Origin of the sequence: Flavobacterium sp. 123 (assembly GCF_003634825.1) — a bacterium.
In the GTDB taxonomy this organism is placed as follows: domain Bacteria; phylum Bacteroidota; class Bacteroidia; order Flavobacteriales; family Flavobacteriaceae; genus Flavobacterium.
The window spans coordinates 1,018,053-1,042,245 of sequence record NZ_RBXD01000001.1; the positions used below are offsets into that span (position 1 = coordinate 1,018,053).

Genomic DNA, 24,193 nt, shown 5'->3' on the forward strand with positions numbered 1-24,193 from the left:
AAAGCAATCCATATAATTCCTTTCATTGATACGAAATACAAAGTATATTTCTTTTAAACTTCAAATTTGTAGCCTACTCCTTTTATGGTTTTAAAAAGATCTTCTCCTATTTTTTCACGAAGTTTTCGAATGTGAACATCTATTGTTCTACCTCCAACAACAACTTCATTTCCCCAAACTTTATCCAAAATTTCTTCTCGTTTGAATACTTTTCCAGGCTTTGAAGCTAACAAATATAACAATTCAAATTCTTTTCGAGGCAATGCAATCTCAATATTATCTTTTATGATTTTATATTCCTCACGGTTTATTTCAATACCGCCTACATTCAAAGTTTCACTATTTTGATCTTGATCTTTTAATCTACGCAATAATGCTTTTACTTTACTAACTAATAATTTGGGTTTAATCGGCTTAGCAATATAATCATCAGCTCCCACATCAAATCCTGCAACTTGTGAATAATCTTCGCTTCTTGCAGTCAAAAAAGTAATAATTACATGATTTAGTTCTGGAATCTTTCTGATGTTCTCACAGGCTTCCATACCATCCATTTCTGGCATCATGACATCCATTATGATAAGATCTGGAATTTCTTTTTTAGCTTTTATTATTGCTTCCTTGCCATTAGCCGCAGTAAAAATTTGATATCCTTCTTGCGCAAGATTATATCCTACAATTTCTAACACATCTGGTTCATCATCAACTAGTAAGATTTTTGTGTTTCTTTTTTTCATAATGTAACAACAATAGTATGTTCGTATTTTAATGTAAATATAAAACAAAAGCACCAAAGGTGTTAACTAGAGTTTAATAAGATAATAAATTGATAACAATTGTATAACATAGCGTTTTTCATTTGAATTTTGCCAAAACCAAAACCCTATTACATATTAATTTTCTCAGTAAAATTAGATGTTGACAGCCGGCAACTGATTTTTTTAAATTTCAAGAACTAATTTCTTTTGAGTTACTACTCCTTCATAATCAACCCTTAGTATCGTGTTAAGAATCATTTGGCATACTATTTGAAATATTTTTTTTATCTTTACGTACCAAATCAAAGCTAATGACAAAAAACTACTCTTACCTAATTATTGCATTGCTGTTTTTCTTTTCACTGAACCTACGTGCACAAGAAACTAAACAGCAATCTAAACTGCAAGAAAACGCCTCGATTGAAGGCTTTAGCTTGTACCCGAACCCTGTGAGTAATGGCAAAGTATACATTACATCAAAAAATGATTTAGACAAAGAAATTCAAATTTTTGATGTTTTAGGAAAAAAAGTGCTTCAAACCATGTTGAGCTCAAAAGAACTAAATGTATCCAATCTTTCCCCCGGTGTATACATTATAAAGATTAAAGAAGAAGAAGCATCGACAACAAGAAAACTTATCATTCGATAAAAACATTCGATAAAAAGCCTCAAATTATTTTGAGGCTTTTTTTATAAATTGTCCCAAAAAAGACCGTTGCCATTCCTGATTATTTTCAATATGCATTCCATTTAATTTTAATTACTTTTGTAAAAAAATAATTCTTGATTACTTCTACTGATATATTTACGATTACAAATCAAAAGCAATTTGAAAAAATAGCTTTGAAAGTCTTCCGTTTTCAATATGAAAATAATCCTGTATACCATGAATTCTGCGACTTTTTAAAAACTGATGTGCAAAAAGTAAAATCTATAATTCAGATTCCTTTTTTACCTATTCAATTTTTCAAAAGCCATTCTGTTGTTTCTAATTCAAATCCCGTTCAAGCCACATTTACAAGTAGCGGAACAACAGGAATGACTACAAGCAAACATATTGTGACTGATGTTTCTATGTATGAAGAAAGTTATCGCAAAGGATTTTCTCAGTTTTATGGAAATATTGAGAACTATGTAATTCTTGCTTTACTACCATCTTATCTAGAAAGAGAAGGTTCTTCTTTGATTTATATGGTAGAAGATTTAATCCAATTATCAAATCATTCGGAAAGTGGATTCTATCTCAATAATCATGATGAACTTATCAAAAAATTAATTGATTTAGACCAAGCTGGACAAAATGTCATTCTGATTGGAGTTACTTATGCCTTATTGGATTTAATCGAAAAATCTTCTTTCAAATTACAAAACACCATTATTATGGAAACAGGTGGTATGAAAGGAAAACGCAAAGAAATGATTCGAGAAGAATTGCACGAACAACTTTGTCATGGTTTTGGAGTCCAAGCGATTCATTCAGAATACGGCATGACTGAATTACTTTCTCAAGCATATTCTCTTGGTGAAGGTGTCTTTGAATGTCCTTCTTGGATGCAAATACTAATTCGTGATACAGAAGATGCTCTGAGCTATGTAACCGAAGGTAAAACGGGTGGAATTAACGTAATTGACTTAGCTAATATCAATTCTTGTTCTTTTATTGCCACACAAGATTTGGGTAAAAAAAATGCAAACGGAACATTCGAAGTTTTAGGCCGTTTTGATAATTCTGATATCCGAGGTTGTAATTTAATGGTTTTATAAACCGTCTTTAATTACTGAAAAGCATATGTGATTCCAACACCTAAAACTTGTTTCAACTGCGCTTTTGGCCCAACAGTAATCTGCTCTCCTCCTTTTTCTTCTCTAGCTTTTATATCATCATCATACATGATTCGGGCGCCAATATTTGCTTTTACATATTGGTTTACTACCAAATCAAATAAAAGATCATAATCAACATCAATGTTTCCAAATTTATTGATATAATCAGAATACAAGCTCACTTTATTTACCATGTTTATATTCTTAACAATTTCTTTTTTATAGAAACTTGTTATCAGCATTCCTAATTCCATTTTTGATTTTTTACCCAAAGAAATCAAATTCCCATTCAAATCATATTGTGCTTTATTAACCCCAAAAGCACCCTGATTAGCTAATCTTTGATCTAAAACTAAGGTTGTTTTGAAAGTAAAAGGAGAAAAATAAAATATTCTATTCTTTTCTTTATTTGCATTTTCCGCTCCCACACCCATAAATACATAAGCTGGCGCAAAAGGCTTTGAAATTGCTATTTCTTTATTAGGATAAGCGTATCCATTAGTGAACTGTGTATTAAAATTAAACTTAGCAGAATGATACCAGTTTGTTATCGTATCTTTTCTGTAACCAAAGGTTGAGTTAAAATGAATTGCATCGTCTGTTTTTCGCATTTCAAGTCCATCTTGCTTATTCAAACCATATCGAATTATAAGTTCATTTACCCATTTGCGATTTTTTTTGGCATATATTCTAGAAAAATCTCCTTTCACCAATCCTGAAACTGAACTTGTTCCTCCGGCACTCCAATTGACAAAAGCAATTTCAGAAATATCAAAACCAAGCTGATTTTTTTTAGTCCAAGGAGAAAGTGTATCTGGTGTTTTAGGATTTACAACTTCTTGTGAAAAACCTAGGTTGCAAATTATAAATAAGACAAATGTAAAAACGAAAGAGGATAACTTCATTATAAAAAAATTTGATTTAGGATGTGCAAAATTATTATTTTCAATATGCTGAAAAAATTATTTCTAGACTTTTAACGTCAATTTTGCAATATTGTTGTAATTGCGCTACAGTTCCTTGTTCAATAAATTCATCTGGGATACCAAGAATGTGAATTTTAGCATAGTAATTATTGTGCGATGCAAACTCTAAAATTGCACTACCAAAACCGCCTTTAACCACTCCGTCTTCAATAGTTATTATCGTAGTAAATTCTTTGAAAATTGTATGCAGCGCTACTTCATCTAGAGGTTTTACAAAAGGAAAATCATAATGTGCAATTCCCTCTGGATTATTCATTTTCTCTAAAGCTGAAGTAACATTATTCCCGATTGTTCCGTTTGACAAAACAGCAACTTTTGTTCCTTTTTTGAGGCATTCAGACTTTCCAATTTCTATTTTATTATAAGTCCCGAATCGTCTGGATTTCCAATCTACAATTTGTCCTCGCCCACGTGGATAACGAATAGCAATTGGATTATTAAGTACTAATTGAGCCGTATATAATATGTTTTGCAACTCTATTTCATTTCGTGGCGAATACACAATCATATTAGGAATACAACGCAAATACGCTAAGTCAAAAACCCCATGATGAGTAGCTCCATCTTCACCTACTAATCCAGCTCTGTCCAAACAAAATATAACGGGTAAATTTTGCAAAGCCACATCATGAATCACCTGATCATAAGCCCTTTGTAAAAATGTAGAATAGATATTACAAAAAACAATCATTCCTTGCGTAACCATTCCTGCTGCTAATGTCACTGCGTGTTGTTCTGCAATTCCTACATCAATGGCACGATCCGGCAATTCATCCATCATAAATTTCAATGAACTTCCAGATGGCATTGCAGGAGTTATACCAACAATATTCTTATTTTTTTTGGCTAAATCCAAAACGGTTAAACCAAAGACATCTTGATATTTAGGCGGTAAATTCTCTTCTGATTTCGGAAGCAATTCACCTGTCATAGCATCAAATTTTCCAGGCGCGTGGTATTGCACCTGATTTTGTTCGGCTTGTTGTAATCCTTTGCCTTTTGTAGTAATAACGTGAAGGAATTTTGGGCCTTTTATTTTTTGCAAACGCTTTAATTCTTTGACTACAGCAGTGATGTCATGACCATCTATTGGCCCCGAATAATTAAAATTCAAGGACTTAATCATGTTATTTTGTCTCGGGTTTTTTCCTTCTTTTACGGCAGTGAGATATTTTTTCAAAGCGCCTACACTTGGATCAATTCCAATAGCGTTGTCATTAAGAATAACCAACAAATTAGCATCTGTAACTCCCGCATGATTCAACCCTTCAAACGCCATTCCTGATGCAATAGAAGCATCACCTATTACAGCAATGTGTTGTTTACTATAATCGCCTTTGAGGTTTGAAGCAATTGCCATTCCTAAAGCCGCCGAAATAGATGTGGAGGAATGGCCTACGCCAAAAGCATCATAAACACTTTCGCTTCTTTTTGGGAAACCAGAAATACCGTCTAACTGCCTATTCGTATGAAAATTGGCTCTTCTTTCGGTCAAAATTTTATGACCATACGCTTGATGACCTACATCCCAAATCAACAAATCATTGGGGGTATCAAACACATAATGCAAGGCGATTGTCAATTCTACAACACCTAAACTGGCTCCTAAATGCCCTTCTTTTACAGAAACAACATCAATAATAAAATCACGCAATTCCTGCGCTACTTGAGGAAGTTGACCTTCATCAAGCAAACGTAAATCGGTGGGATTGTTTATGTTTGAAAGTAAATTAATTGACATGAAGCAAATGTACGAATTGAATTCTTATTTTTGTACTTATGGAAAACCCTTTCACCGACGAATACTTTATGAAAAAAGCTTTGCAAGAAGCTGAAATGGCTTTTGAAAAAGGCGAAATCCCTGTTGGAGCCATTATCGTTATTGCTAATAAAGTAATTGCAAGAGGCCATAATCTTACCGAAATGTTGGTTGATGTTACCGCTCATGCCGAAATGCAAACCATAACTGCTGCTGCTAATTTCCTTGGCGGAAAATACCTAAAAGACTGTACCCTTTATGTTACTTTAGAACCTTGCCAGATGTGTGCTGGTGCTTTATACTGGAGTCAAATTTCAAAAATTGTATATGGCGCAAGTGATGAAAATCGTGGTTTTGTAAAAATGGGAACGCAATTGCATCCTAAAACTACTGTGGTTTCAGGAGTTTTAGCAGAAGATGCAAGTGAATTGATGAAACGTTTTTTTGCCGAAAGAAGGAAGTGAGTTATCAATATCTGACTAGACAGACATACATTATTCCTATCTCCCCTTATAACCTTCAAGCAAATAAACAAACATATTTCTTGCTGGTTTTTTATTTCGAAACTGTTTTATAAGTACAGGCGGATTAATTTTTTGAAAAATCTTTTTGTATTCCTCATTCGGATCTTTAAAATTAGTAGAAACAGTAATAAAATAAGCATCATCTCCTTTCACCATTTTTTTTCTGAACTTATTTAGCCAATCGTAGGTATGAATGTCTTCAAGTTTACCAATTGCGATAAAATCCAACTGCAAGGGTTGTACAATATAATTATCAATGTGAGCCCCTGGAAACCATTTGTTATTAATAATAAAACTAGTCTTGGTCCTTCCAGATTGCATGTCTTTATCATGTACTTTTTTAAACTCATTTTTAAAAAAATCCCAATCATACATATCTAATGTAACATCTCCTTTGCCTAATAATTCTTCTTTTTTATTTCCTATTGTTCCAGGATAATAATTGATTACAGCAATTCCCGAAAATGAAATTATAATTATAAAAACACAAGAAATAGCTACAGATTTAGGTAATCTAAAATTTGCATTTAAACCTTGTATAGACTCTGCTATATAGCAGGCCGTAAGCATAATTAATGCTGTAAATGCTGGTCCTGACCAATGAGGTAAAGTGTCTCTAAATAACGAAATAAAAAGCAACAAAATAATTAGCGGAAGACTTAACAGAAGTAAAATCCTCTTTACAGGTACGGAAATAGTAATTCTGTTTTTCCAAACAGCAAGCAAAGCCATAACTATCAAAAAATAATTGATTGGATTATTATAAAAAATCCCGCCTAAAAATTCTCTTAAAAAACTATTAGGATTGACACCTCTGTTTATAGCAACTCTATTACTATGAAAAGTATATGTAATAAAATGATTCTCAATATTCCAAATCAATATAGGAGAAATAATTACTAATGAAATCAATACAGATAAATAAAGATATCCATTTGAAAGCAAACTTCTTTTATAAAGCAAAATATACAAACCAAAACCAAACCATAAAAAAACACCGTGTACTTTACTCATAATACACAAACCCGCAACAACACCAAACAACAGAATGTTATAATTGAGATTTTTATCTGACTCGATCGCTGAGACAATTTCGATTAACAAAGAAACACTAAGCATCCAAAAAAATAATTGTGGGGCATCTGGTAAGATAAACACACCTGCAATTATACTCGAATAAAACGAAGATGAAAACAATAGAGCCGCTAGTAAGCCTGCACTTTCATTCTTTATTTTTTTACAGATATGATAAATTAAATACGTATTGATAGCCGCTAAAAGAATAGGTCCAAGCCGGATGAAAAATTCAGTAGTGAAAAGTAAATTAAATGTAGTTAAACGAATAAGCAAGGCAACCATCGGGGGATGATCAAAATAATTCCATTGCAAATGTTGCGCATAAGTAACATAATAAACCTCATCATTGCCTAACCCTATTGTTGCAGCAATTAAACATCGCACTAAAGTTGCAATACTTATTAAAACCAGTATTTTGTGTTTTCCTAACATTATTTTTTAAAAGTGTACAAGGCATTAGCGCTAAAATTCCAAAAGAAAACCATAATGGTTACAATTGCTTTACAAACATAAAAATTAATTTTAGTGTTTTTTTGAAGCAAGTACAGCAAAGTAGTATTCAAGGCAAAACCTATAACAGAAATAATTAAAAAATTGAAAAACTGTGAGGCAAGATGGGTATCATTATTATGAAAAGTAAAGTATTTATTGAGAAAATAATTATTTACAACACCAAATAAAAATCCCAATCCATTTGAAAAATATTTATTTAAGCCAATTTTTTCTTTAAAAAGCCACGTAATAAAAAAATCAATTACAAGACCCGAAAAACCAACCATCCCAAATTTTATAAACCGAATTAAATCCATCTATCTATTACTTAAGGAAGAATTATTAAAAGCATTTGCCCAAGGGTTAGGCGCAAAAGAATTCTTTTTAACTATTTTAATAATTTTTAATCGAACAGCGTCATACCAAATTACCGATAAAGATCCGGATAAAATGCCTATAAACACACCTCCTAAAACATCAATTAAAAAATGATGTGCTAAATAAATTCTAGAATATCCCACTAAGATTCCAAAAACCAATGAAAAAATACAAACATATTTTCTGTTGGAATAAATTGAGAAAATAGTAGCCATTGCAAAAGCTGATGCAGAATGCCCTGATGGAAAACTTCTAAAGCCAACTCTACTATTTGCAAAAGTATCTAAATAGTATTTATAATGATGCATTTCAAAATACACGCTTGGTCGAGGAGCACTTATAAATAATTTGAATATTTGTGCAAAAACTCCAGAAACTAAATATGCTAACAGCAAAAGAAAGGCTAGTTTTCTATGTTTTTTTAAAAAAATAAGAATCATTAAACTAACGAAGATGATGAATATTCCGTCTCCAAAAAAAGTAATATTTTGAAAAAAAATATTTAAGGTTTTAGTATGAAAACGATTCAAAAAAATAAACCCTTCAGATTTTGAAAAAAAACATAAAAAAAATAAAATAACACCTATCAGCAACAGGCTAGTTTTATAAAACAGGCTGTTTTTGTGTGCAATATTCAAAATTGAATTCATTTTTGCAAAAATTAACTTTTCGCAAAAGTAACCGCTAATTGTATTTCTAATAATAATTAAAGATTAACAAACCAAAATCAAATCGTAAATCAAATATTAAGTCCTAAACAATACCTTAAAACAAATCAAATATTACAAAACATTTACTTGGAATAGATATATGGAAATAGCTCCTGATTGCTTCTAAAAATCTCGCAATACCGCATAAAAAAACCGCCAATCTCACGAAAGGCGGTTTTTAATTTATTCTGTAATAACATTTCCTTTTTTGTCAAAGAAATGATATTCTAAATACGTGTAAGCGTCACGAGGTATGATTTTCACCCATTTTTTATGTTCAAAGAACCACTTTGAACGTATTGATGGAAAACCTTTGGTAAGGTATGCTGCCACAAATGGATGTACATTTAGCACAACTTCTTTATGGGCTTTTAGAATTCTTTCTAGATCTGAAGCAATTTTATCAATGATTAAAATTGGCGCTTCAATTTCGCCATTTTCATTGTTTGGATCTTCTTCTCTAGTTTTGATATTCACTTCCGGTCTTACTCTTTGTCTTGTAATTTGAACTAATCCAAATTTACTCGGCGGTAAGATTTTGTGTTTCGCTTTGTCATCGCTCATTTCTTCTCGAAGGAAGTCGAACAAAACTTTACGATTTTCGGGATTAGACATATCAATAAAATCAACTACGATGATTCCACCCATATCGCGAAGACGCAATTGTCTTGCTATTTCGGCAGCTGCAATCATATTAACTTCCATGGCGGTGTCTTCCTGATTAGTAGCCTTATTGGAACGGTTTCCGCTGTTTACGTCAATGACGTGTAAAGCTTCAGTATGTTCTATAATAAGATAGGCTCCTTTACTCATGGAAACTGTTTTCCCAAATGAGGTCTTGATTTGTCTCTCAATGTTATATTTCTCAAAAATAGGCGTATCGTTTGATTGATAAAACTTAACAATAGATTGTTTTGAAGGTGCAATTTCTTGCAAATAATCCTTAGTTTGGTTGTACAACTCTTCGTCATCAATTTGAATCCCACTAAAGGTATCATTAAATACATCTCTTAATATTGAAGAAGCTCTGTTGAGCTCTCCTAATACCTTGGATGGATGATGAGCAGTTGGTAATTTTTTACACATTGCAGTCCATCTGCTAAGCAGGTTCTGCAAATCTTTTTCTAATTCGGCTGTATTTTTGCCTTCGGCTACTGTGCGAACAATAACACCAAATCCTTTTGGTTTGATGGATTGTACTAATCGTTTCAAGCGTTCTTTTTCTTTTTTGTCTTCTATTTTTTGAGAAATAGAAACGCGGTCAGAAAACGGAACCAAAACTATAAATCTTCCGGCAAGTGATAGCTCAGCGCTAATTCTTGGTCCTTTTGTAGATATAGGTTCTTTAACGACTTGTACTAAAACAGATTGATTGGCACTTAATACATCAGTAATGGTACCATCTTTGTCTATTTCTTTTTCAAACTGAAAGGTTTTTAGGGAGAAATCTTTTAATTTACCTGCGCTTACAAGTTTTATGAATTTCAGTTGAGAAGATAAATTAGGTCCTAAATCGTGATAATGTAAAAAAGCATCTTTTTCGAAGCCCACATTTACAAAAGCAGCATTAAGTCCAGCAACGGGTTTTCTTATTTTGGCAATAAAAATATCACCTACTTGAAAGTTGCTTTTTTCTTCTTCTTTGTGTAATTCAATTAGTTTTCCATCTTTTAATAAGGCAAAATCTACGAAATCAGAACTAGATCTAATGATTAATTCTTTATTCATTTGTAAATTTTTATCCGAACTTTTTGGCTTTTGGCTTTTGGCTTTTGGCTTTTGGCAAATATAACATTGCTAATAGCTAACGGCTAAGGCTAACAGCTAATTGTAAGGATGGATTAAACAATAATTATACAGGTATTGAACCCGGGGAAATTAATTGATTTTAGAATTAAGCGGCATTTTTCAGATACTCAAATCTTATATTGTGATTTTTAAATCCTGAATCAAAAAACTTCAATTTCAATGAACGTTTAAAAAGAAAAAAGTAGTTATAAACTACTTTTTCTTTTTGTGACGGTTAGCTCTCGCTCTTTTCTTACGTTTGTGCGTCGCTACCTTATGTCTTTTTCTTTTTTTACCACTTGGCATATCTTGTAGATTTTATGATTAATTAATATTTTTATTTTGCTTCGTTGTTAATTTTTACTCCTTCTACAAAAACTTTTGCAGGTTTGAAAGCAGGAATGTTGTGTGCAGGAATTTTGATAGTTGTATTTTTAGAAATATTTCTACCTGTTTTTTCAGCTCTAGTCTTAACGATAAAACTTCCAAAACCTCTTAAATATACATTGTCTCCAGTTTCTAATGAAGTTTTTACTTCATTCATAAAGGTCTCCACAGTTGCTTGAACATCTCCTTTTTCAAGACCTAATTTTTCTGAAATTTTCGCTACGATATCTGCTTTCGTCATTTTCTTTCCTATTTATAATGTTGTACTATTTTTTTGAGTTTGCAAATATATGAATTTAAAAAACAATAATTCAAGCTAATTCATTAAATTTTAATTACATAAACTTTTACTTTTGCAAGCAAATATTTAATCATGATTTTTTCTAAACTGTTGATAAATTGGTATTTACAAAATAAACGCGATTTACCTTGGCGAAATACCACTAATCCTTACCCAATTTGGCTCTCAGAAATCATGCTTCAACAAACGCGAGTTGCGCAAGGAATGCCTTATTTTCTATCTTTTACAACTGCTTTTCCAACGGTTTTTGATTTAGCTAATGCTAATGAAGAACAAGTATTGAAACTTTGGCAAGGCCTAGGCTATTATTCACGCGCCAGAAACCTGCATAAAACAGCACAATATGTAGCTCACGAATTATCAGGTGTTTTTCCTCGTACTTATAAGGACTTATTGAAATTAAAAGGTGTTGGCGAATATACCGCTGCCGCAATTGCATCTTTTTCTTATAATGAAGCCGTGCCAGTTGTTGACGGAAATGTATTTCGGGTTTTATCCCGTTACTTTGATATTGAAACTGATATTGCTCAGGCTTCCGCCAAAAAGGAATTCGCTGCTTTGGCTTTCGAATTGATGCCAAAAGAAAACCAAGACGAAGCTAATCCGGCTATTTTCAATCAAGCCATTATGGAATTTGGCGCTTTACAATGCGTTCCTAAAAGTCCGAATTGTAACATTTGTATTTTTAACGAAAGTTGTGCCGCTTTACAAAAAAAGAAAGTGGACCAATTGCCTGTAAAGTCCAAAAAGGTAAAAGTCAGAAATCGGTTTTTTAATTACCTAGTTGTTGCTGATGAATTAGAAAATACTATAATCCAAAAAAGAAGCGCCAAAGGAATCTGGCATAATCTATATGAGTTTCCATTAATTGAAACAGAGTCAGAAGAAGACTTTGATTCCATTTCAAAACGGATTCAAAATGATTTTTTTGCAGAAAATGCCATTCTAAATATAGGTGAACACAATCAAAAAAGCATCATCCACAAACTATCGCACCAGCATTTACATATTAAATTTTGGAAAGTAAATCTAGAAGGAGTTGTTAAAAATGGAATAGATGCCAGCACTTTAAAAACCTTCCCTTTCCCGATTGTGATTCATAATTTTATTGAAATGAATTAAATTAGTGTTTCTAAAAAAATGTATCTTTGACTTAAATACCACTATTTACAATGAATGGAACGTTAAATAAAGTTATGCTTATCGGTTATCTTGGTGACGATGTCAAAATGCATTATTTTGATGGCGGAAATTGTATTGGAAGATTTCAGTTAGCCACACACGAAGTTTATGTAAACAAAACCACTAACGAAAAAATAACTTCAACGGAGTGGCATAATCTTGTAGTGCGGAATAAAGCTGCTGAAATATGCGAAAAGCATCTGACAAAAGGAGATAAAATATACATTGAAGGCCGCATAAAATCTCGCCAGTGGCAAGGTGAAGATGGAACCACAAAACACACCAGCGAAATTCAAGTTACTGAATTTACTTTTTTGTCAACAAAGAAAGATTCCGAAAACAACAAAACGTTTCCTTCATCAGAATCCACAAAAAATACTAACTTTGAAGCACAAAATAACGGCTTACCTATCAACGACTTGCCGTTTTAATGTTTAACTAATCTCATTTAATTTGGACCCAGAGCCCAGTATAAATTTAGCTTACACTTTAGATACTACATTAGTATTAGGATTTACAGGAATATTTGCGCTACTCTTTTGTTCCGCATTAGTTTCTGGTGCAGAAATTGCCTTTTTTTCTTTATCTCAAAAAGACATTGACGAAACTGTTCAGGAAAATGCTTCAAAAGGAAAAATCATTGCAGATCTTTTGGAGAAACCTAAAAAACTTCTTGCCACACTTCTTGTAGCAAATAATTTTATAAACATTGGCGTTGTCATCTTGTTTTCATTTGTTGGAAAAGGAATTTTCTCAGAAATTACTTCACCCGTTTTAAAATTTATTTTAGAAGTTATCGTAGTTACTTTCTTGATTTTGTTGTTTGGAGAAGTATTACCAAAAGTATATGCCAGCCGAAACAATATAAAATTTGCCAAACAAATTGCCTATCCTATTGCCTTACTTGACAAAATACTTTCGCCGGTGAGTTTACCCATGCGATCAGCCACAATATTTTTACATAATAAATTAGGGAAGCAGAAAACCAATTTTTCCGTAGATCAATTATCTCAAGCTTTAGAACTTACTGATTCCGAAGAAACCAGCTCTGACGAACAAAAAATATTAGAAGGAATTGTCACTTTCGGAAACACCGACACGAAACAAGTGATGAGTCCTAGAATTGATATTTTTGCACTTGAAATTGAAGAATCTTTTAGCGATATCTGTCCAAAAATAATCGAAAAAGGATTTTCAAGAATTCCTGTTTACCGAGACAATATTGATCAGATAGAAGGCGTTTTGTTTGTAAAAGATTTACTGCCTCATATTAACACTAATGATTTTGACTGGAAACCATTAATTCGAGAACCGTTTTTTGTTCCTGAAAATAAAAAATTAGATAATTTGTTAAAAGATTTTCAGAATATGAAAAGCCATTTAGCAATTGTGGTAGATGAATATGGTGGAACTTCGGGATTAGTATCGCTTGAAGATGTAATTGAAGAAATTGTAGGAGATATTAGCGATGAATTTGATGATGAGAATATAAATTTTTCTAAAATTGACGACAAGAATTATCTTTTTGAAGGAAAAATAAATCTCAAGGATTTCTACAGAATCGTTGATGTTGACGAAGAGTTGTTCGAAATCAAAAAAGGAGAGGCTGAAACCTTAGCGGGATTCATTCTTGAAATTTTGGGCAACTTTCCTAAAAAAGATCAAAAAATCACTTTTGAAAACTGCTTGTTCACAATAGAAACAGTAGATAAAAAACGTATCCGACAAATTAAAGTAACCCTTGAATAGATTAAAATGTTAAAAAAAACACTCGCTATTACCCTCTTGTTCATAGTGTTAATTTCTGTTTTTAGTTGTAAAGACGATGTTTTACCTAAGCCATCAAGTCATTTGAGACTGGATTATCCAGAGGCTAAATATGTGCATTTTGAAAATAATTGCCCCTTTAGTTTCGAAATCAATTCAGATGCAATAATCAAAGGAGAGAAAGATTGTGGATTTGCCATTTCATATCCAAAGATGAAAGCAACTATATATTTGACCTACAAACCCGTTAATAACAACATAAATAATTTATTGCGAGACGCCCAAAAACTAACCTACGAGCACGTCATTAAAGCAGATGACATCTTAGAACAACCTTACTTAAATCCTGACAAAAAAGTGTATGGTATGTTTTATCAAGTAGACGGGAATGCAGCGACAAATTCACAGTTTTACGTAACTGACAGTATCAAACATTTTGTTATTGGTTCCGTATATTTCTATGCAAAACCCAATTTTGATTCTATTATGCCAGCAGCGAGTTATGTAAAAAATGACATGCAGCGTTTGATGGAAACTTTAAAGTGGAAATAATTTTATAAAAAGCAGAATAAAAAATCAAACCATATAAGACATTTAAGTGCAAATAAACCCAGTAAATATTGAATCCTGAGAGCTTATTGAACGACCTTCAATTTGCTATATGGATCAAAAAAAAGCATTCTCTTAACGAGAATGCTTTTTTTTGAAATTACAAAAGTCTTTTTACGACTTGATATTTGAAACTTTATATGTTTTACCATCTCCAGTAGCTTGAACAATTTTAGTTAAACTTTCTGGGCTTTGAACCGTTTTATCAAAAGTAACCGTAGCCAATTTTTTGTCAAAATCAACCGTAGCTTTTTGAACACCTTCAAGAACTGACAATTCTTGCTCTATTGTTTTGGCACAGCCTATAGCACAAGTCATTCCTTCAACTTTAAAACTAGCCGTTTGAATATTAGCTGCAGCAATTTCTTTTTTTACTTTTGGAGCTTCCGCTTCTGCTGAAACACTTTCTGAAGTTTCTGCTGTCTTTTCTTTACAACCCACAAACATAAGACCTGAAAAAACAACAGCTGCAATTGATTTAGTAAAATTCATTATATTTTTATTTTAATTGTTTTCATTTTAAAGAAAAACAAAAATAATTAAAAAACGATTGAAAATTCATAAAATAATTACAATTTTGAGCCAAATTAAAATCATATGTTTTCAAAACAATTGAAATGGGTTTACTTAGGGATTCTTTCTCTTGTTTGGGGAAGTTCATTTATATTAATTAAAAAAGGATTAATTGGACTAACCGCTTTGCAATTAGGTTCTTTACGAATCATATTTGCTGCGGTATTTTTATTGATTATTGGATTTAAAAGTCTTGAAAAAATCACTAAGTACCAATGGAAATTTATTGCAATGACATCCTTGTTCGGAACATTTATTCCAGCTTATCTTTTTGCAATTGCGCAAACTCAAATTGACAGCTCAGTAAGTTCTATTCTGAATTCCTTAACGCCATTAAATACATTAATAATTGGAAGTTTAGCTTTTGGTTTACAGTTCAAAAAAAATCAAATTTTTGGCGTGCTAATAGGTTTAGTTGGTTGCACTTTATTAATCCTGAATGGAGCAATTCATCATCCAGAACAAAATTATTATTATGCAATTTTAGTTTTAATTGCTTCTATTTGTTATGCCACAAATGTCAACCTCATTAAGAGACATCTTCATGATTTAGCGCCATTGAGTATTACTACAGGGAATTTTTTGGTTTTACTTTTCCCCGCCACAATCATATTATTTGCATCAGGTTTTTTTGATGTAGTTCATGTAGCTTCGGTTCAGAAATCGGTTTTATTTATCATGATTTTAGGAGTTGTAGGAACTGGAATTGCCAACATTCTTTTCTTTAAATTAATCCAAATGTCTTCACCAGTATTTGCAACTTCTGTAACGTATTTAATTCCAGTAGTTGCTTTTTTTTGGGGACTTTTAGACAATGAAATGATTTCGGCGGTACAATTCATAGGCGCATTTATAATTTTGATTGGAGTTTATTTATCTGCTAAGAAATAACACAAATATTATAAAACAACAAAGGCTGTCCAAAAAGACAGCCTTTGTTATTGAATGCTAAATTCGATTATTTAAAATCAGCATCCGATACACCTTCGTTGATTTTCACTTCAGACATTTTAATATCCAATTCAAAACCTACATTTTGGATTACATTAAAAGGAACTTTTACTCCTTTTACCACTCTGTAATCTCCAAAATTAGTTGTTTGCGTCATTGTTTGACCAGCTTGTTCCATAGTTTTCGCTTCTGCAACTTTAAGCCCTGAAACCACATCATAATAATAGGTTGTTTTACCATTTTTCACAGCAAAAGCATCACTTCCATTCACGGCTTCGATACCGCCTAGAATCAATCCTGTTTTCTTAGCAAGTTTTAATTCTTCAAAAGGTGTTGCACTTGCCTTCATTTCTGATAGATCTTCCCCTTCTATATTTCTGCGCTGTCCTTGTTGAAGCACATACGCTCCTTTTTCATCAACAACTTGTTTCATCAAGCTCATCGTCCCCATTGCTAATTCTGTTATTAGCTTTCCTTTCACATCAATTTTAGAAGTAAAACTAAGCGGAGAAGGCGCTTGAGGGATTGTAGTTGAACCAACCATTGCGATTGTTTTCACAGCAGTTACAGCTTTTTCACCACCAATAGCTTTGATGTAATTATCTAAAACTATTTTAGCGGTCATTCCTAATGGAACTTCTTTTTTCAAAATAGGTTTTGCTAATGGATTTGCATATTTATCAAAAAAGAACATTGGGATTTTTAGTCTCTCCAAGGCAGGAATCACTTCTGAACCTTTACCAGCAATTACAATTCGGGTACTGTCAATAGAAAAATACTTATTTGCCACACGAATTACATCATCAGCAGTTACGGCATTTATGGTTTGGATGTATTTTTCATAAAAATCTGCTGGAAGTCCTTCTGTCTCTATATTCAATGCATATCTGGCAACCGCTTGAGGTTTTTCAACCTGCATTACAAATCTACCAACATATCCCGCTTTTACATTATTTAATACTTCATCAGAGACTTTTTCGGTTCTTATTTTTTTAATTTCTTTGATAAATTCAACCACAGCACTATCCGTAACAACATTTCTAACTGCCGATGTCGCTTTGAATTTGGTCACATATTTACCACTTCCTATGACAGAATTAGCTCCATAAGTCCAAGCGTTTTTTTCACGCAAATTCATATTCAAATAACTATTAAAATCTCCTCCTAGAACTTGGTTTGCTATAACTGCTGGAAAAAAATCAGCATCTCCCATTCGGAGATTCAATGTGTTTACCAATGAAATTTCAGATTGCACTGCATTTGGAACATCTACAAAATTAATTTGCATGAAAGACACATTTTTTGGCGCTTCATAAGTTAATTTTGGAGTACTCTTTTTTTGCCAAACTCCAAATAATTTCTCCACTAATGGTTTTATTTTATTGTACTTAATATCACCAATGATAACCAAATACGCATTTTCAGGAACAAAATAATTACGATAATTTGTCTCAACATCTGCCAAAGTAACATTCTTGATTGTCTCTTCGGTCATATATTCTCCTGAAGGATGACTTTTACCAAAAGCTAATGCATCTACAACTCTATTCGCAATTGCAGGAACACTTTTCTCTTCTGATTTAAGCCCTTCAATAAGCTTAGCTTTTTCTTTATCAAACTCTTCTTGAGTAAAATTAGGATATAGCGCACCTTCTGCCATTAACTCTAAAATTCTTTGTGCATATTTTGAAAGAGAGCTTGCATAAGCACCTTGAGAACTAAAGTTGATACTCGCTCCAAGAAAATCGACTTCTTCATGGAAAGCATCTTTAACTATTTTTTTGCTTCCATTACCAATCAAGTTGCTGGTTAATTCATCAACTCCTTTTTTATTTCCCTCAACAAATGGAGCATTATCCAAAGTCAAATTATAAGAAACTCTGGGTAATTTATTATTTTCAACAATCATAACCTTTAACCCATTTGGCAAGACAAACGATTGTGGTTTTTTAATATTTACAACTGGAGATTTACCCGGTTTAGGTTGAGTTCGATCTTGTGCCTGCATAATTCCTGTAAGGATCAATAGAATGAATACTATATTTATTTTTTTCATGATTTGCGATATATCTTAGTTTTGAGCTTTCTCTTTTGATGGAATGTAGTCCAAAATCAATCTTTGATTTGCGTTCAAATATTTTTTTGCGACCTCTCTGATTTCTTCGCGTGTAATAGAATGATACAATTCAATTTCAGAATTAATCAGATTTACATCTTTATATAACAAATAATAGGTAGCTAAATTTTCGGCTATTCCTTCAACACTAGCGTTTGCATTCACAAAATTATTGTCAAACTTATTTTGTAACTTTTGGAAGTCTTTATCCGAAATCAAATCTGTTTGAATTTTTACAATTTCTTCATCAATTTCTTTCAATAGATCTTCGGTTGTGTATGTCCCCATTGGCAAACCATACACAATATACATTCCATAATCTTCTTGACTAAAACCAACAGCTCCTATTTGTAGTGCCATTTTTTTATCGTCAACAATTTTCTTGTATAATTTAGAACTTTTCCCATCGCTCAAATAAGACGAAATCATATCCAAAACTCTGGCATCTCTAGTTTTCATTGAAGGCGTTCTGTATGACGCAACAATCATTGGAATCTGAATATTAGGATCTTCGTATGTTGCTTTGATAGTTTCTGTTATTGGCTCTTCAGTAAAAACTTGCTTTGTTACCACTTCACCTTTTTTGATAGGCCCAAAATACTTGCGAATCCATTCTTTAGCCTGCCCTTTTTCAAAATCACCTGCAACTACTAAAACAGCATTGTTTGGCGTATAGAATTTTTTGTTGAAAGCCTGAAATTCTTCTAAAGTTGCAGCATCTAAATCTTTCATGGAACCTATAGTATTCCAACGGTACGGATGATTTTTAAACATGTTTTCTTTAACCACCGTTAGAATATTTCCGTATGGGCGATTATCAAAATTGGTTCTTTTTTCTTCTTTTACCACTTCGTTTTGAGTATCGACACCTATTTTATTAATCACAGGATGCATCAATCTTTCGGATTCCATCCAAAGTGCTAATTCTAAATTATTAGAAGGAAAGACTTCATAATAATAAGTTCTATCATCCGAAGTATTAGCATTATTAGTTCCTCCATTTGCGGTGACTATTTTCATCCATTCGCCACGCTTTATATTTTCGGTTCCTTCAAATAATAAATGTTCAAAAAAATGTGCAAAGCCAGTTCTATCTGGTTTTTCATCTTTTGAACCAACATGATACATTACCGAAGTTACTACAACTGGCGCCGAAGTATCATTGTGCAAAATAACATGCATACCGTTATCTAAATCATATTCTTCAAAAGCTACTTTTTGAGCTGAAGCAACTCCTCCAATCATAAGCGCTGCACTTAACATCATTATTGATTTTTTCATAAGGATTAATAAAATTTTATCTCCAATTTGTACTATCGGGTAAATTATTGTTACGCCAAAATTACCTTTTTTTAATTAGCAAATAAAAATGAAACGGTTTTTATATAAATTTTAACAATATTTTTCTGCAATTATTTTAATGAATTACTAATTATAGATTACTTGAAAAACAAGAAGATAAGAGCTGAAAATATTTTTTTGTTTAAGAATTGCATAGTAAATTTTTAATTGTATATTTGCAACCTTAAAATTAATAAAACAATTTCGTATGTATGCAATCGTAGAGATAGCAGGGCAACAATTTAAAGTAAGCAAAGACTTAAAGGTTTATGTTCACCGTTTAGCTAATGAAGAAGGTTCAAAAGTTTCTTTTGACAAAGTTCTTTTATTAGACGACAATGGAAATGTAACTTTAGGCGCCCCAGCTATAGAAGGAGCTTCAGTAGAAGCTAAAGTGTTACAACACTTAAAAGGAGACAAAGTTATCATTTTCAAAAAGAAAAGAAGAAAAGGATACAAAAAGAGAAATGGTCACAGACAATATCTTACTCAAATTGTAATTGAAGGTATTACTGCATCAGGAACAGCTAAAAAAGCAGCTCCAAAAAAAGCAGCAGTTGAAGCAACTACAGAAGAAGCAGTAGCTCCTAAAGTAAAAAAAGCTCCAAAAGCTAAAAAAGAAGATACACAAGAATAATAACAATATTAAAACCAATACGTCATGGCTCACAAGAAAGGTGTCGGTAGTTCTAAGAATGGTAGAGAATCAGAATCAAAACGTTTAGGCGTTAAGATTTTTGGTGGTCAAGCTGCTATTGCTGGGAACATCATCGTAAGACAAAGAGGTTCTAAACATAATCCAGGTGAAAACGTTTACATCAGTAAAGATCACACCCTACACGCAAGAGTAGATGGAGTTGTTAAGTTCCAAAAGAAAAGAGATAACAAATCATACGTTTCTATACTTCCATTCGAAGTTGAAGCATAATTGATTTTCTCAATTTATTTAAAAGCCCGTTTCTCACGAAACGGGCTTTTTTGTTTTCCTAAAAGCAAAAAAAACATACAGTTAAATAAATGTTATTTTTAAGTTTGTTAATACTATAAATTTGTATTTTTAATGGGTTAATATTCAAGTGTTTATAGATTTATCTTGAATAAATTGTCATTCTTGTTTTATATTCTGTTTAAATAATACTAACCCCCTAATAAATATATTATGAGTACAACAGACCAACACAATTCGCTTTATGATAGACTTGGCGGAACTAATGGAATTTCATCTATTGTAGATAATGTTTTTGAAGCACACATGACTAATCCTGTTGTTAAAGCACGGTTTCTCCCTTTAAAAGAAGACCCTGCACATTTTGCGGAAGTAAGACAAAACGTAATTGATTTTTTCGTGACTGGTAGCGGCGGACCTGAAGTATACAAAGGCAAAGACATGACAGCGGCTCATAAAGGAATGAACATAAGCGAAGCCGAATATATGAATGCTATCGACGATATACTTTTTGGACTTGAAAAAAATAATATTGACGAACAATCAAAAAATGATGTACTTGCGATACTTTACTCTCTAAAAGACCATATGATTAGAGTTTAATGAACTAAGCCGTCTCAAAGTCTTACGCAAGAACATTCCAAAACAAAAAACCCTCACATTGCTGCGAGGGTTTTTTCTTAATACTTAAACTAAGAATTAATTAGTATCTGTAATATTCTGGTTTGAATGGTCCTTGAACTTCAACACCAATGTAATCCGCTTGGTCAACACGTAAAGTTTCTAGTTCAACACCTAATTTAGCCAAGTGTAACATAGCTACTTTTTCATCTAAATGTTTTGGTAACATATACACTTCATTGTTATAAGCCGCACTGTTTTTCCACAATTCGATTTGAGCTAAAGTTTGGTTTGTAAATGAATTACTCATTACAAAACTTGGGTGACCTGTAGCACAACCAAGGTTTACTAAACGTCCTTCAGCCAAAATGATGATATCATTTCCAGCGATAGTATATTTATCAACTTGAGGTTTGATTTCGATTTTTGAAGCACCGTGGTTTTTGTTCAACCAAGCCATATCAATTTCGTTATCAAAATGTCCGATGTTACAAACAATAGTTTTGTCTTTCATTTTCTCAAAATGAGAACCCAAAACGATGTCTTTATTTCCTGTCGTTGTAATGATAATATCAGCAGTAGCAATAACTGTATCTAGTTTTTTTACTTCAAAACCGTCCATTGCTGCTTGTAGAGCACATATTGGATCAATTTCAGTAACTGTAACAATAGAACCAGCACCTCTAAAAGAAGCTGCAGTTCCTTTTCCTACATCACCATATCCACAAACAATTACTCTTTTTCCAGCTAACATAATATCAGTAGCACGACGAACTGCATCAACTGCAGATTCTTTACAACCGTATTTGTTATCAAATTTAGATTTAGTAACTGAGTCATTTACATTGATAGCAGGCATTGGCAATGTTCCCGCTTTTACTCTTTCGTATAATCTATGAACACCTGTTGTAGTTTCTTCAGATAATCCTTTGATTCCAGGAACTAATTCAGGGAAACGGTCAATAACCATATTAGTCAAATCTCCACCGTCATCAAGAATCATATTCAATGGTTTTCTATCTTCACCAAAGAATAATGTTTGCTCAATACACCAGTCAAAATCCACTTCATTCAACCCTTTCCAAGCATAAACTTGAATTCCAGCAGCAGCAATTGCAGCAGCAGCTTGATCTTGAGTAGAAAAAATGTTACAAGAACTCCAAGTCACTTCAGCACCAAGAGCGATTAAAGTTTCAATCAAAACCGCAGTCTGAATGGTCATATGCAAACATCCCGCAATACGAGCCCCAGCAAGTGGTTGTTCCTCTTTGTATTCCGCACGAAGCGCCATTAAACCTGGCATTTCAGCTTCTGCTAATTCAATTTCTTTTCTTCCCCAAGCCGCTAGAGAAATGTCTTTAACTTTGTAAGCCACAAAAGGCATAGTTGTAGTACTCATATTTTATTTTATAGTATATTTGTAATTACTTCGTCCGTTCGCCTTCAAGGCTAGGGTGTAAAATTTTTGCAAATTTACGCAATAACTTTAGAATTAAACTATTTTCTAAAAGAATTATGAATTGTTTAATTCGTTAGTCTTTTGGACATTAGATAAATAATTTTCTTTCTGGAGCTATTCCCGCCGTTCACTATATCTTTCGTGTCAAAACCTGACACAAAAGGATGCCGTTGCCGTCGGGGCTAAAAAATCAAAACGCTAAACGATGCCGCTTTATAAAGTCATACATTTTAACGCTAACACCCAAATCCTAATTTGGAAAATAACCGAAACCTTCCAGGAATTATTGGAACAAGTAATTTTAAATGATTCCAATAAAAAGAGGTTGGAGGGTATGAAATCCGAAATGCACCAACGCGCTTTCCTAAGTGTTCGTAAATTACTTCAACAAATAGAGCATACGGATTTAGACTTGTATTATGATGAATATGGAAAACCTCATCTTCACGGAGAAAAACACATTTCCATCACCCATTCTCACGAATTTTCGGCTATTATCATAAGTGACAAAACTGTAGGAATTGACATTGAATTACAACGAGAAAAAATCATTCGCATTGCAGACAAATTTATAAACCAAAATGAATTACAGCGTTTAAAAAGCAGCAATAGCGAGGATTATATCAAAAAACTAACAGTGAAATGGGGCGCTAAAGAAGCCATTTTCAAAATCAGAAATGAAAAAGGAATCAGCTTCAAAGACCATATCAAAGTCAATGCTTTTGAAATACAAGATGCTAAAGCAATAGCAGAACTACATTTCGACAACATAATTAAAGAATTCAAAATTTATTTTGAAGAAATTGAAGATTTTACCTTAGTTTACGCTTTTGAAAATTAAAAAAACAAAAAAAGCAAATTCGCAAATTTCCGCATTACATTAGTTTTAAATAATTTGCGAATTTGCGGTAAAATCAATTATGAGAAACATCTACAAAAACATACTACAATCAAAAGCTAATAACGAGAAACTACTCGCCATTCTCCTCGATCCCGACAAAATTGTTTGGAGTATGATGCCAAATCTAATTTCAAAAATCAATCAATCGCCAGCCACACATATTTTCATTGGCGGAAGCCTAGTTGAAAACAATATTTTAGACGAATTAATTATAGAAATAAAAAAGTACTGCCCATTACCAATTGTTTTATTTCCAGGAAATCCTTCTCAAATTTCAGATAAAGCTGATGCTATTTTATTCTTGTCATTAATTTCGGGGAGAAATTCGGACTTTTTAATTGAACATCAGGTAAAAGCAGCTCCAATTCTAAAACAAACACAATTAGAAATTATTTCAACTGGTTACATCCTCATTGAAAGCGGAAGCAAAACAGCTGTGGAACGTATTAGCAAAACAAAACCAATCAATCGAGATAACCTTAATTTAGTCTTGTCAACCGCACAAGCAGGTGAAATGTTAGGCAATAAATTAATTTATCTAGAGGCCGGAAGTGGAGCAAAACAAGCCGTTCCTTTAGAAATGATTGAAAAAGTTTCAGAAAACATAGAAATTCCTTTACTAATTGGAGGTGGAATTATAGATTTACAAGGAATTCAAAACGCTTACAAGGCCGGTGCTGATTTAGTTATTATTGGAACAGCATTTGAAAACGATTTGAATTTTTTTAATCCCTAAGCAAAA

Annotated in this window: 25 protein-coding genes; 13 read left to right on the forward strand and 12 right to left on the reverse strand. The window is 32.5% G+C overall.

The features are described from left to right. Positions 1-53: 53 nt before the first annotated feature. Complete coding sequence (locus tag C8C88_RS04570; RefSeq protein WP_121336983.1) at positions 54-737, reverse strand: response regulator transcription factor; 684 nt, start codon at positions 735-737, stop codon at positions 54-56. 332 nt (positions 738-1,069) lie between these two features. Between C8C88_RS04570 and C8C88_RS04575 the strand changes: the two genes are divergently transcribed. Further along, complete coding sequence (locus C8C88_RS04575; protein WP_121336984.1) at positions 1,070-1,408, forward strand: T9SS type A sorting domain-containing protein; 339 nt, start codon at positions 1,070-1,072, stop codon at positions 1,406-1,408. A gap of 134 nt (positions 1,409-1,542) precedes the next feature. After that, positions 1,543-2,523, forward strand: a complete 981-nt coding sequence (locus C8C88_RS04580) for an acyl transferase (RefSeq protein ID WP_121336985.1) — start codon at positions 1,543-1,545, stop codon at positions 2,521-2,523. Positions 2,524-2,534: 11 nt separating this feature from the next. Here C8C88_RS04580 and C8C88_RS04585 read toward each other — a convergent pair whose 3' ends face one another. Together C8C88_RS04585 and C8C88_RS04590 are read right to left on the reverse strand one after the other, a co-directional pair. Beyond that, complete coding sequence (locus tag C8C88_RS04585) at positions 2,535-3,488, reverse strand: DUF3078 domain-containing protein (protein ID WP_121336986.1); 954 nt, start codon at positions 3,486-3,488, stop codon at positions 2,535-2,537. Positions 3,489-3,528: 40 nt separating this feature from the next. Further along, a complete protein-coding gene (locus C8C88_RS04590; protein ID WP_121336987.1) occupies positions 3,529-5,310 on the reverse strand; it encodes a 1-deoxy-D-xylulose-5-phosphate synthase in 1,782 nt (593 codons plus the stop codon). A 38-nt stretch (positions 5,311-5,348) separates the two neighbouring features. Between C8C88_RS04590 and C8C88_RS04595 the strand changes: the two genes are divergently transcribed. Then, the gene (locus C8C88_RS04595; RefSeq protein WP_121336988.1) at positions 5,349-5,792 is read left to right on the forward strand and encodes a nucleoside deaminase; all 444 of its coding nucleotides are present in this window, start codon (positions 5,349-5,351) and stop codon (positions 5,790-5,792) included. A gap of 36 nt (positions 5,793-5,828) precedes the next feature. Here the strand turns inward: C8C88_RS04595 and C8C88_RS04600 are convergent, their stop codons facing one another. The 5 genes from C8C88_RS04600 to C8C88_RS04620 form a co-directional block, all read right to left on the reverse strand. Further along, the gene (locus tag C8C88_RS04600; RefSeq protein WP_121336989.1) at positions 5,829-7,361 is read right to left on the reverse strand and encodes a glycosyltransferase family 39 protein; all 1,533 of its coding nucleotides are present in this window, start codon (positions 7,359-7,361) and stop codon (positions 5,829-5,831) included. Next, positions 7,361-7,738, reverse strand: coding sequence for a GtrA family protein (locus C8C88_RS04605; protein ID WP_121336990.1), 378 nt, complete (start codon positions 7,736-7,738; stop codon positions 7,361-7,363). The genes C8C88_RS04600 and C8C88_RS04605 overlap by 1 nt, the downstream gene beginning before the upstream one ends. Further along, on the reverse strand, positions 7,739-8,449 hold the full coding sequence (locus tag C8C88_RS04610) for a phosphatase PAP2 family protein (RefSeq protein ID WP_121336991.1): 711 nt from the start codon (positions 8,447-8,449) through the stop codon (positions 7,739-7,741). 243 nt (positions 8,450-8,692) lie between these two features. Continuing rightward, positions 8,693-10,237 (reverse strand): ribonuclease E/G, encoded by a 1,545-nt coding sequence (locus tag C8C88_RS04615; protein ID WP_121336992.1) that lies wholly within the window; start codon positions 10,235-10,237, stop codon positions 8,693-8,695. 397 nt (positions 10,238-10,634) lie between these two features. Next, positions 10,635-10,925, reverse strand: coding sequence for an HU family DNA-binding protein (locus C8C88_RS04620; protein ID WP_039112429.1), 291 nt, complete (start codon positions 10,923-10,925; stop codon positions 10,635-10,637). Between the two features lie 132 nt (positions 10,926-11,057). On the opposite strand from C8C88_RS04620, the gene mutY reads away from it, so the two are divergent. Genes mutY through gldD form a run of 4 tightly spaced genes read left to right on the forward strand, consistent with a single transcriptional unit; the run spans position 11,058 to position 14,486 of the window. Next, positions 11,058-12,107, forward strand: coding sequence for an A/G-specific adenine glycosylase (mutY, locus tag C8C88_RS04625; protein WP_121336993.1), 1,050 nt, complete (start codon positions 11,058-11,060; stop codon positions 12,105-12,107). 50 nt (positions 12,108-12,157) lie between these two features. Next, positions 12,158-12,598 carry a single-stranded DNA-binding protein gene (locus C8C88_RS04630; RefSeq protein WP_121336994.1) on the forward strand — a complete coding sequence of 147 codons (441 nt, stop codon included), beginning with the start codon at positions 12,158-12,160 and terminating at the stop codon, positions 12,596-12,598. A gap of 22 nt (positions 12,599-12,620) precedes the next feature. Continuing rightward, entirely contained in the window at positions 12,621-13,916 is a 1,296-nt protein-coding gene (locus C8C88_RS04635; RefSeq protein WP_121336995.1) for a gliding motility-associated protein GldE, read from the forward strand. Positions 13,917-13,922: 6 nt separating this feature from the next. Beyond that, entirely contained in the window at positions 13,923-14,486 is a 564-nt protein-coding gene (gene gldD, locus C8C88_RS04640; RefSeq protein ID WP_121336996.1) for a gliding motility lipoprotein GldD, read from the forward strand. 171 nt (positions 14,487-14,657) lie between these two features. Here gldD and C8C88_RS04645 read toward each other — a convergent pair whose 3' ends face one another. After that, entirely contained in the window at positions 14,658-15,035 is a 378-nt protein-coding gene (locus C8C88_RS04645) for a heavy-metal-associated domain-containing protein (protein WP_121336997.1), read from the reverse strand. 105 nt (positions 15,036-15,140) lie between these two features. On the opposite strand from C8C88_RS04645, the gene C8C88_RS04650 reads away from it, so the two are divergent. Then, on the forward strand, positions 15,141-16,007 hold the full coding sequence (locus tag C8C88_RS04650; RefSeq protein WP_121336998.1) for a DMT family transporter: 867 nt from the start codon (positions 15,141-15,143) through the stop codon (positions 16,005-16,007). 67 nt (positions 16,008-16,074) lie between these two features. On the opposite strand, the gene C8C88_RS04655 is transcribed toward C8C88_RS04650, so the two are convergent. Beyond that, positions 16,075-18,123 carry a pitrilysin family protein gene (locus tag C8C88_RS04655; protein ID WP_233549311.1) on the reverse strand — a complete coding sequence of 683 codons (2,049 nt, stop codon included), beginning with the start codon at positions 18,121-18,123 and terminating at the stop codon, positions 16,075-16,077. 15 nt (positions 18,124-18,138) lie between these two features. After that, positions 18,139-19,464 (reverse strand): pitrilysin family protein, encoded by a 1,326-nt coding sequence (locus tag C8C88_RS04660; protein WP_121336999.1) that lies wholly within the window; start codon positions 19,462-19,464, stop codon positions 18,139-18,141. A gap of 268 nt (positions 19,465-19,732) precedes the next feature. On the opposite strand from C8C88_RS04660, the gene rplU reads away from it, so the two are divergent. From rplU to C8C88_RS04675, 3 genes are all read left to right on the forward strand, one after another. Further along, on the forward strand, positions 19,733-20,161 hold the full coding sequence (gene rplU / locus C8C88_RS04665; protein ID WP_121337000.1) for a 50S ribosomal protein L21: 429 nt from the start codon (positions 19,733-19,735) through the stop codon (positions 20,159-20,161). Positions 20,162-20,185: 24 nt separating this feature from the next. Then, positions 20,186-20,452, forward strand: a complete 267-nt coding sequence (gene rpmA / locus C8C88_RS04670; RefSeq protein WP_026709571.1) for a 50S ribosomal protein L27 — start codon at positions 20,186-20,188, stop codon at positions 20,450-20,452. Between the two features lie 231 nt (positions 20,453-20,683). Continuing rightward, positions 20,684-21,073, forward strand: coding sequence for a group 1 truncated hemoglobin (locus C8C88_RS04675; RefSeq protein ID WP_121337001.1), 390 nt, complete (start codon positions 20,684-20,686; stop codon positions 21,071-21,073). 100 nt (positions 21,074-21,173) lie between these two features. Here the strand turns inward: C8C88_RS04675 and ahcY are convergent, their stop codons facing one another. Continuing rightward, positions 21,174-22,490: an adenosylhomocysteinase gene (gene ahcY, locus C8C88_RS04680; protein WP_121337002.1), complete on the reverse strand. Its 1,317-nt coding sequence runs from the start codon at positions 22,488-22,490 to the stop codon at positions 21,174-21,176. A gap of 265 nt (positions 22,491-22,755) precedes the next feature. Here ahcY and C8C88_RS04685 point away from each other — a divergent pair, with 265 nt between their 5' ends. Together C8C88_RS04685 and C8C88_RS04690 are read left to right on the forward strand one after the other, a co-directional pair. Further along, positions 22,756-23,391, forward strand: a complete 636-nt coding sequence (locus C8C88_RS04685; RefSeq protein WP_121337003.1) for a 4'-phosphopantetheinyl transferase superfamily protein — start codon at positions 22,756-22,758, stop codon at positions 23,389-23,391. Between the two features lie 79 nt (positions 23,392-23,470). Beyond that, on the forward strand, positions 23,471-24,187 hold the full coding sequence (locus C8C88_RS04690) for a geranylgeranylglyceryl/heptaprenylglyceryl phosphate synthase (RefSeq protein WP_121337004.1): 717 nt from the start codon (positions 23,471-23,473) through the stop codon (positions 24,185-24,187). Positions 24,188-24,193 lie beyond the last annotated feature (6 nt).

Excerpts from the sequence above, each read along its gene's own strand:
- C8C88_RS04570 (WP_121336983.1), bottom strand. The coding sequence starts at position 737 with ATGAAAAAAAGAAACACAAAAATCTTACTAGTTGATGATGAACCAGAT.
- C8C88_RS04575 (WP_121336984.1), top strand. The coding sequence starts at position 1,070 with ATGACAAAAAACTACTCTTACCTAATTATTGCATTGCTGTTTTTCTTT.
- C8C88_RS04585 (WP_121336986.1), bottom strand. The coding sequence starts at position 3,488 with ATGAAGTTATCCTCTTTCGTTTTTACATTTGTCTTATTTATAATTTGC.
- C8C88_RS04590 (WP_121336987.1), bottom strand. The coding sequence starts at position 5,310 with ATGTCAATTAATTTACTTTCAAACATAAACAATCCCACCGATTTACGT.
- C8C88_RS04595 (WP_121336988.1), top strand. The coding sequence starts at position 5,349 with ATGGAAAACCCTTTCACCGACGAATACTTTATGAAAAAAGCTTTGCAA.
- C8C88_RS04600 (WP_121336989.1), bottom strand. The coding sequence starts at position 7,361 with ATGTTAGGAAAACACAAAATACTGGTTTTAATAAGTATTGCAACTTTA.
- C8C88_RS04605 (WP_121336990.1), bottom strand. The coding sequence starts at position 7,738 with ATGGATTTAATTCGGTTTATAAAATTTGGGATGGTTGGTTTTTCGGGT.
- C8C88_RS04610 (WP_121336991.1), bottom strand. The coding sequence starts at position 8,449 with ATGAATTCAATTTTGAATATTGCACACAAAAACAGCCTGTTTTATAAA.
- C8C88_RS04615 (WP_121336992.1), bottom strand. The coding sequence starts at position 10,237 with ATGAATAAAGAATTAATCATTAGATCTAGTTCTGATTTCGTAGATTTT.
- C8C88_RS04620 (WP_039112429.1), bottom strand. The coding sequence starts at position 10,925 with ATGACGAAAGCAGATATCGTAGCGAAAATTTCAGAAAAATTAGGTCTT.
- mutY (WP_121336993.1), top strand. The coding sequence starts at position 11,058 with ATGATTTTTTCTAAACTGTTGATAAATTGGTATTTACAAAATAAACGC.
- C8C88_RS04630 (WP_121336994.1), top strand. The coding sequence starts at position 12,158 with ATGAATGGAACGTTAAATAAAGTTATGCTTATCGGTTATCTTGGTGAC.
- gldD (WP_121336996.1), top strand. The coding sequence starts at position 13,923 with ATGTTAAAAAAAACACTCGCTATTACCCTCTTGTTCATAGTGTTAATT.
- C8C88_RS04645 (WP_121336997.1), bottom strand. The coding sequence starts at position 15,035 with ATGAATTTTACTAAATCAATTGCAGCTGTTGTTTTTTCAGGTCTTATG.
- C8C88_RS04650 (WP_121336998.1), top strand. The coding sequence starts at position 15,141 with ATGTTTTCAAAACAATTGAAATGGGTTTACTTAGGGATTCTTTCTCTT.
- C8C88_RS04655 (WP_233549311.1), bottom strand. The coding sequence starts at position 18,123 with ATGAAAAAAATAAATATAGTATTCATTCTATTGATCCTTACAGGAATT.
- C8C88_RS04660 (WP_121336999.1), bottom strand. The coding sequence starts at position 19,464 with ATGAAAAAATCAATAATGATGTTAAGTGCAGCGCTTATGATTGGAGGA.
- rplU (WP_121337000.1), top strand. The coding sequence starts at position 19,733 with ATGTATGCAATCGTAGAGATAGCAGGGCAACAATTTAAAGTAAGCAAA.
- rpmA (WP_026709571.1), top strand. The coding sequence starts at position 20,186 with ATGGCTCACAAGAAAGGTGTCGGTAGTTCTAAGAATGGTAGAGAATCA.
- C8C88_RS04675 (WP_121337001.1), top strand. The coding sequence starts at position 20,684 with ATGAGTACAACAGACCAACACAATTCGCTTTATGATAGACTTGGCGGA.
- ahcY (WP_121337002.1), bottom strand. The coding sequence starts at position 22,490 with ATGAGTACTACAACTATGCCTTTTGTGGCTTACAAAGTTAAAGACATT.
- C8C88_RS04685 (WP_121337003.1), top strand. The coding sequence starts at position 22,756 with ATGCCGCTTTATAAAGTCATACATTTTAACGCTAACACCCAAATCCTA.
- C8C88_RS04690 (WP_121337004.1), top strand. The coding sequence starts at position 23,471 with ATGAGAAACATCTACAAAAACATACTACAATCAAAAGCTAATAACGAG.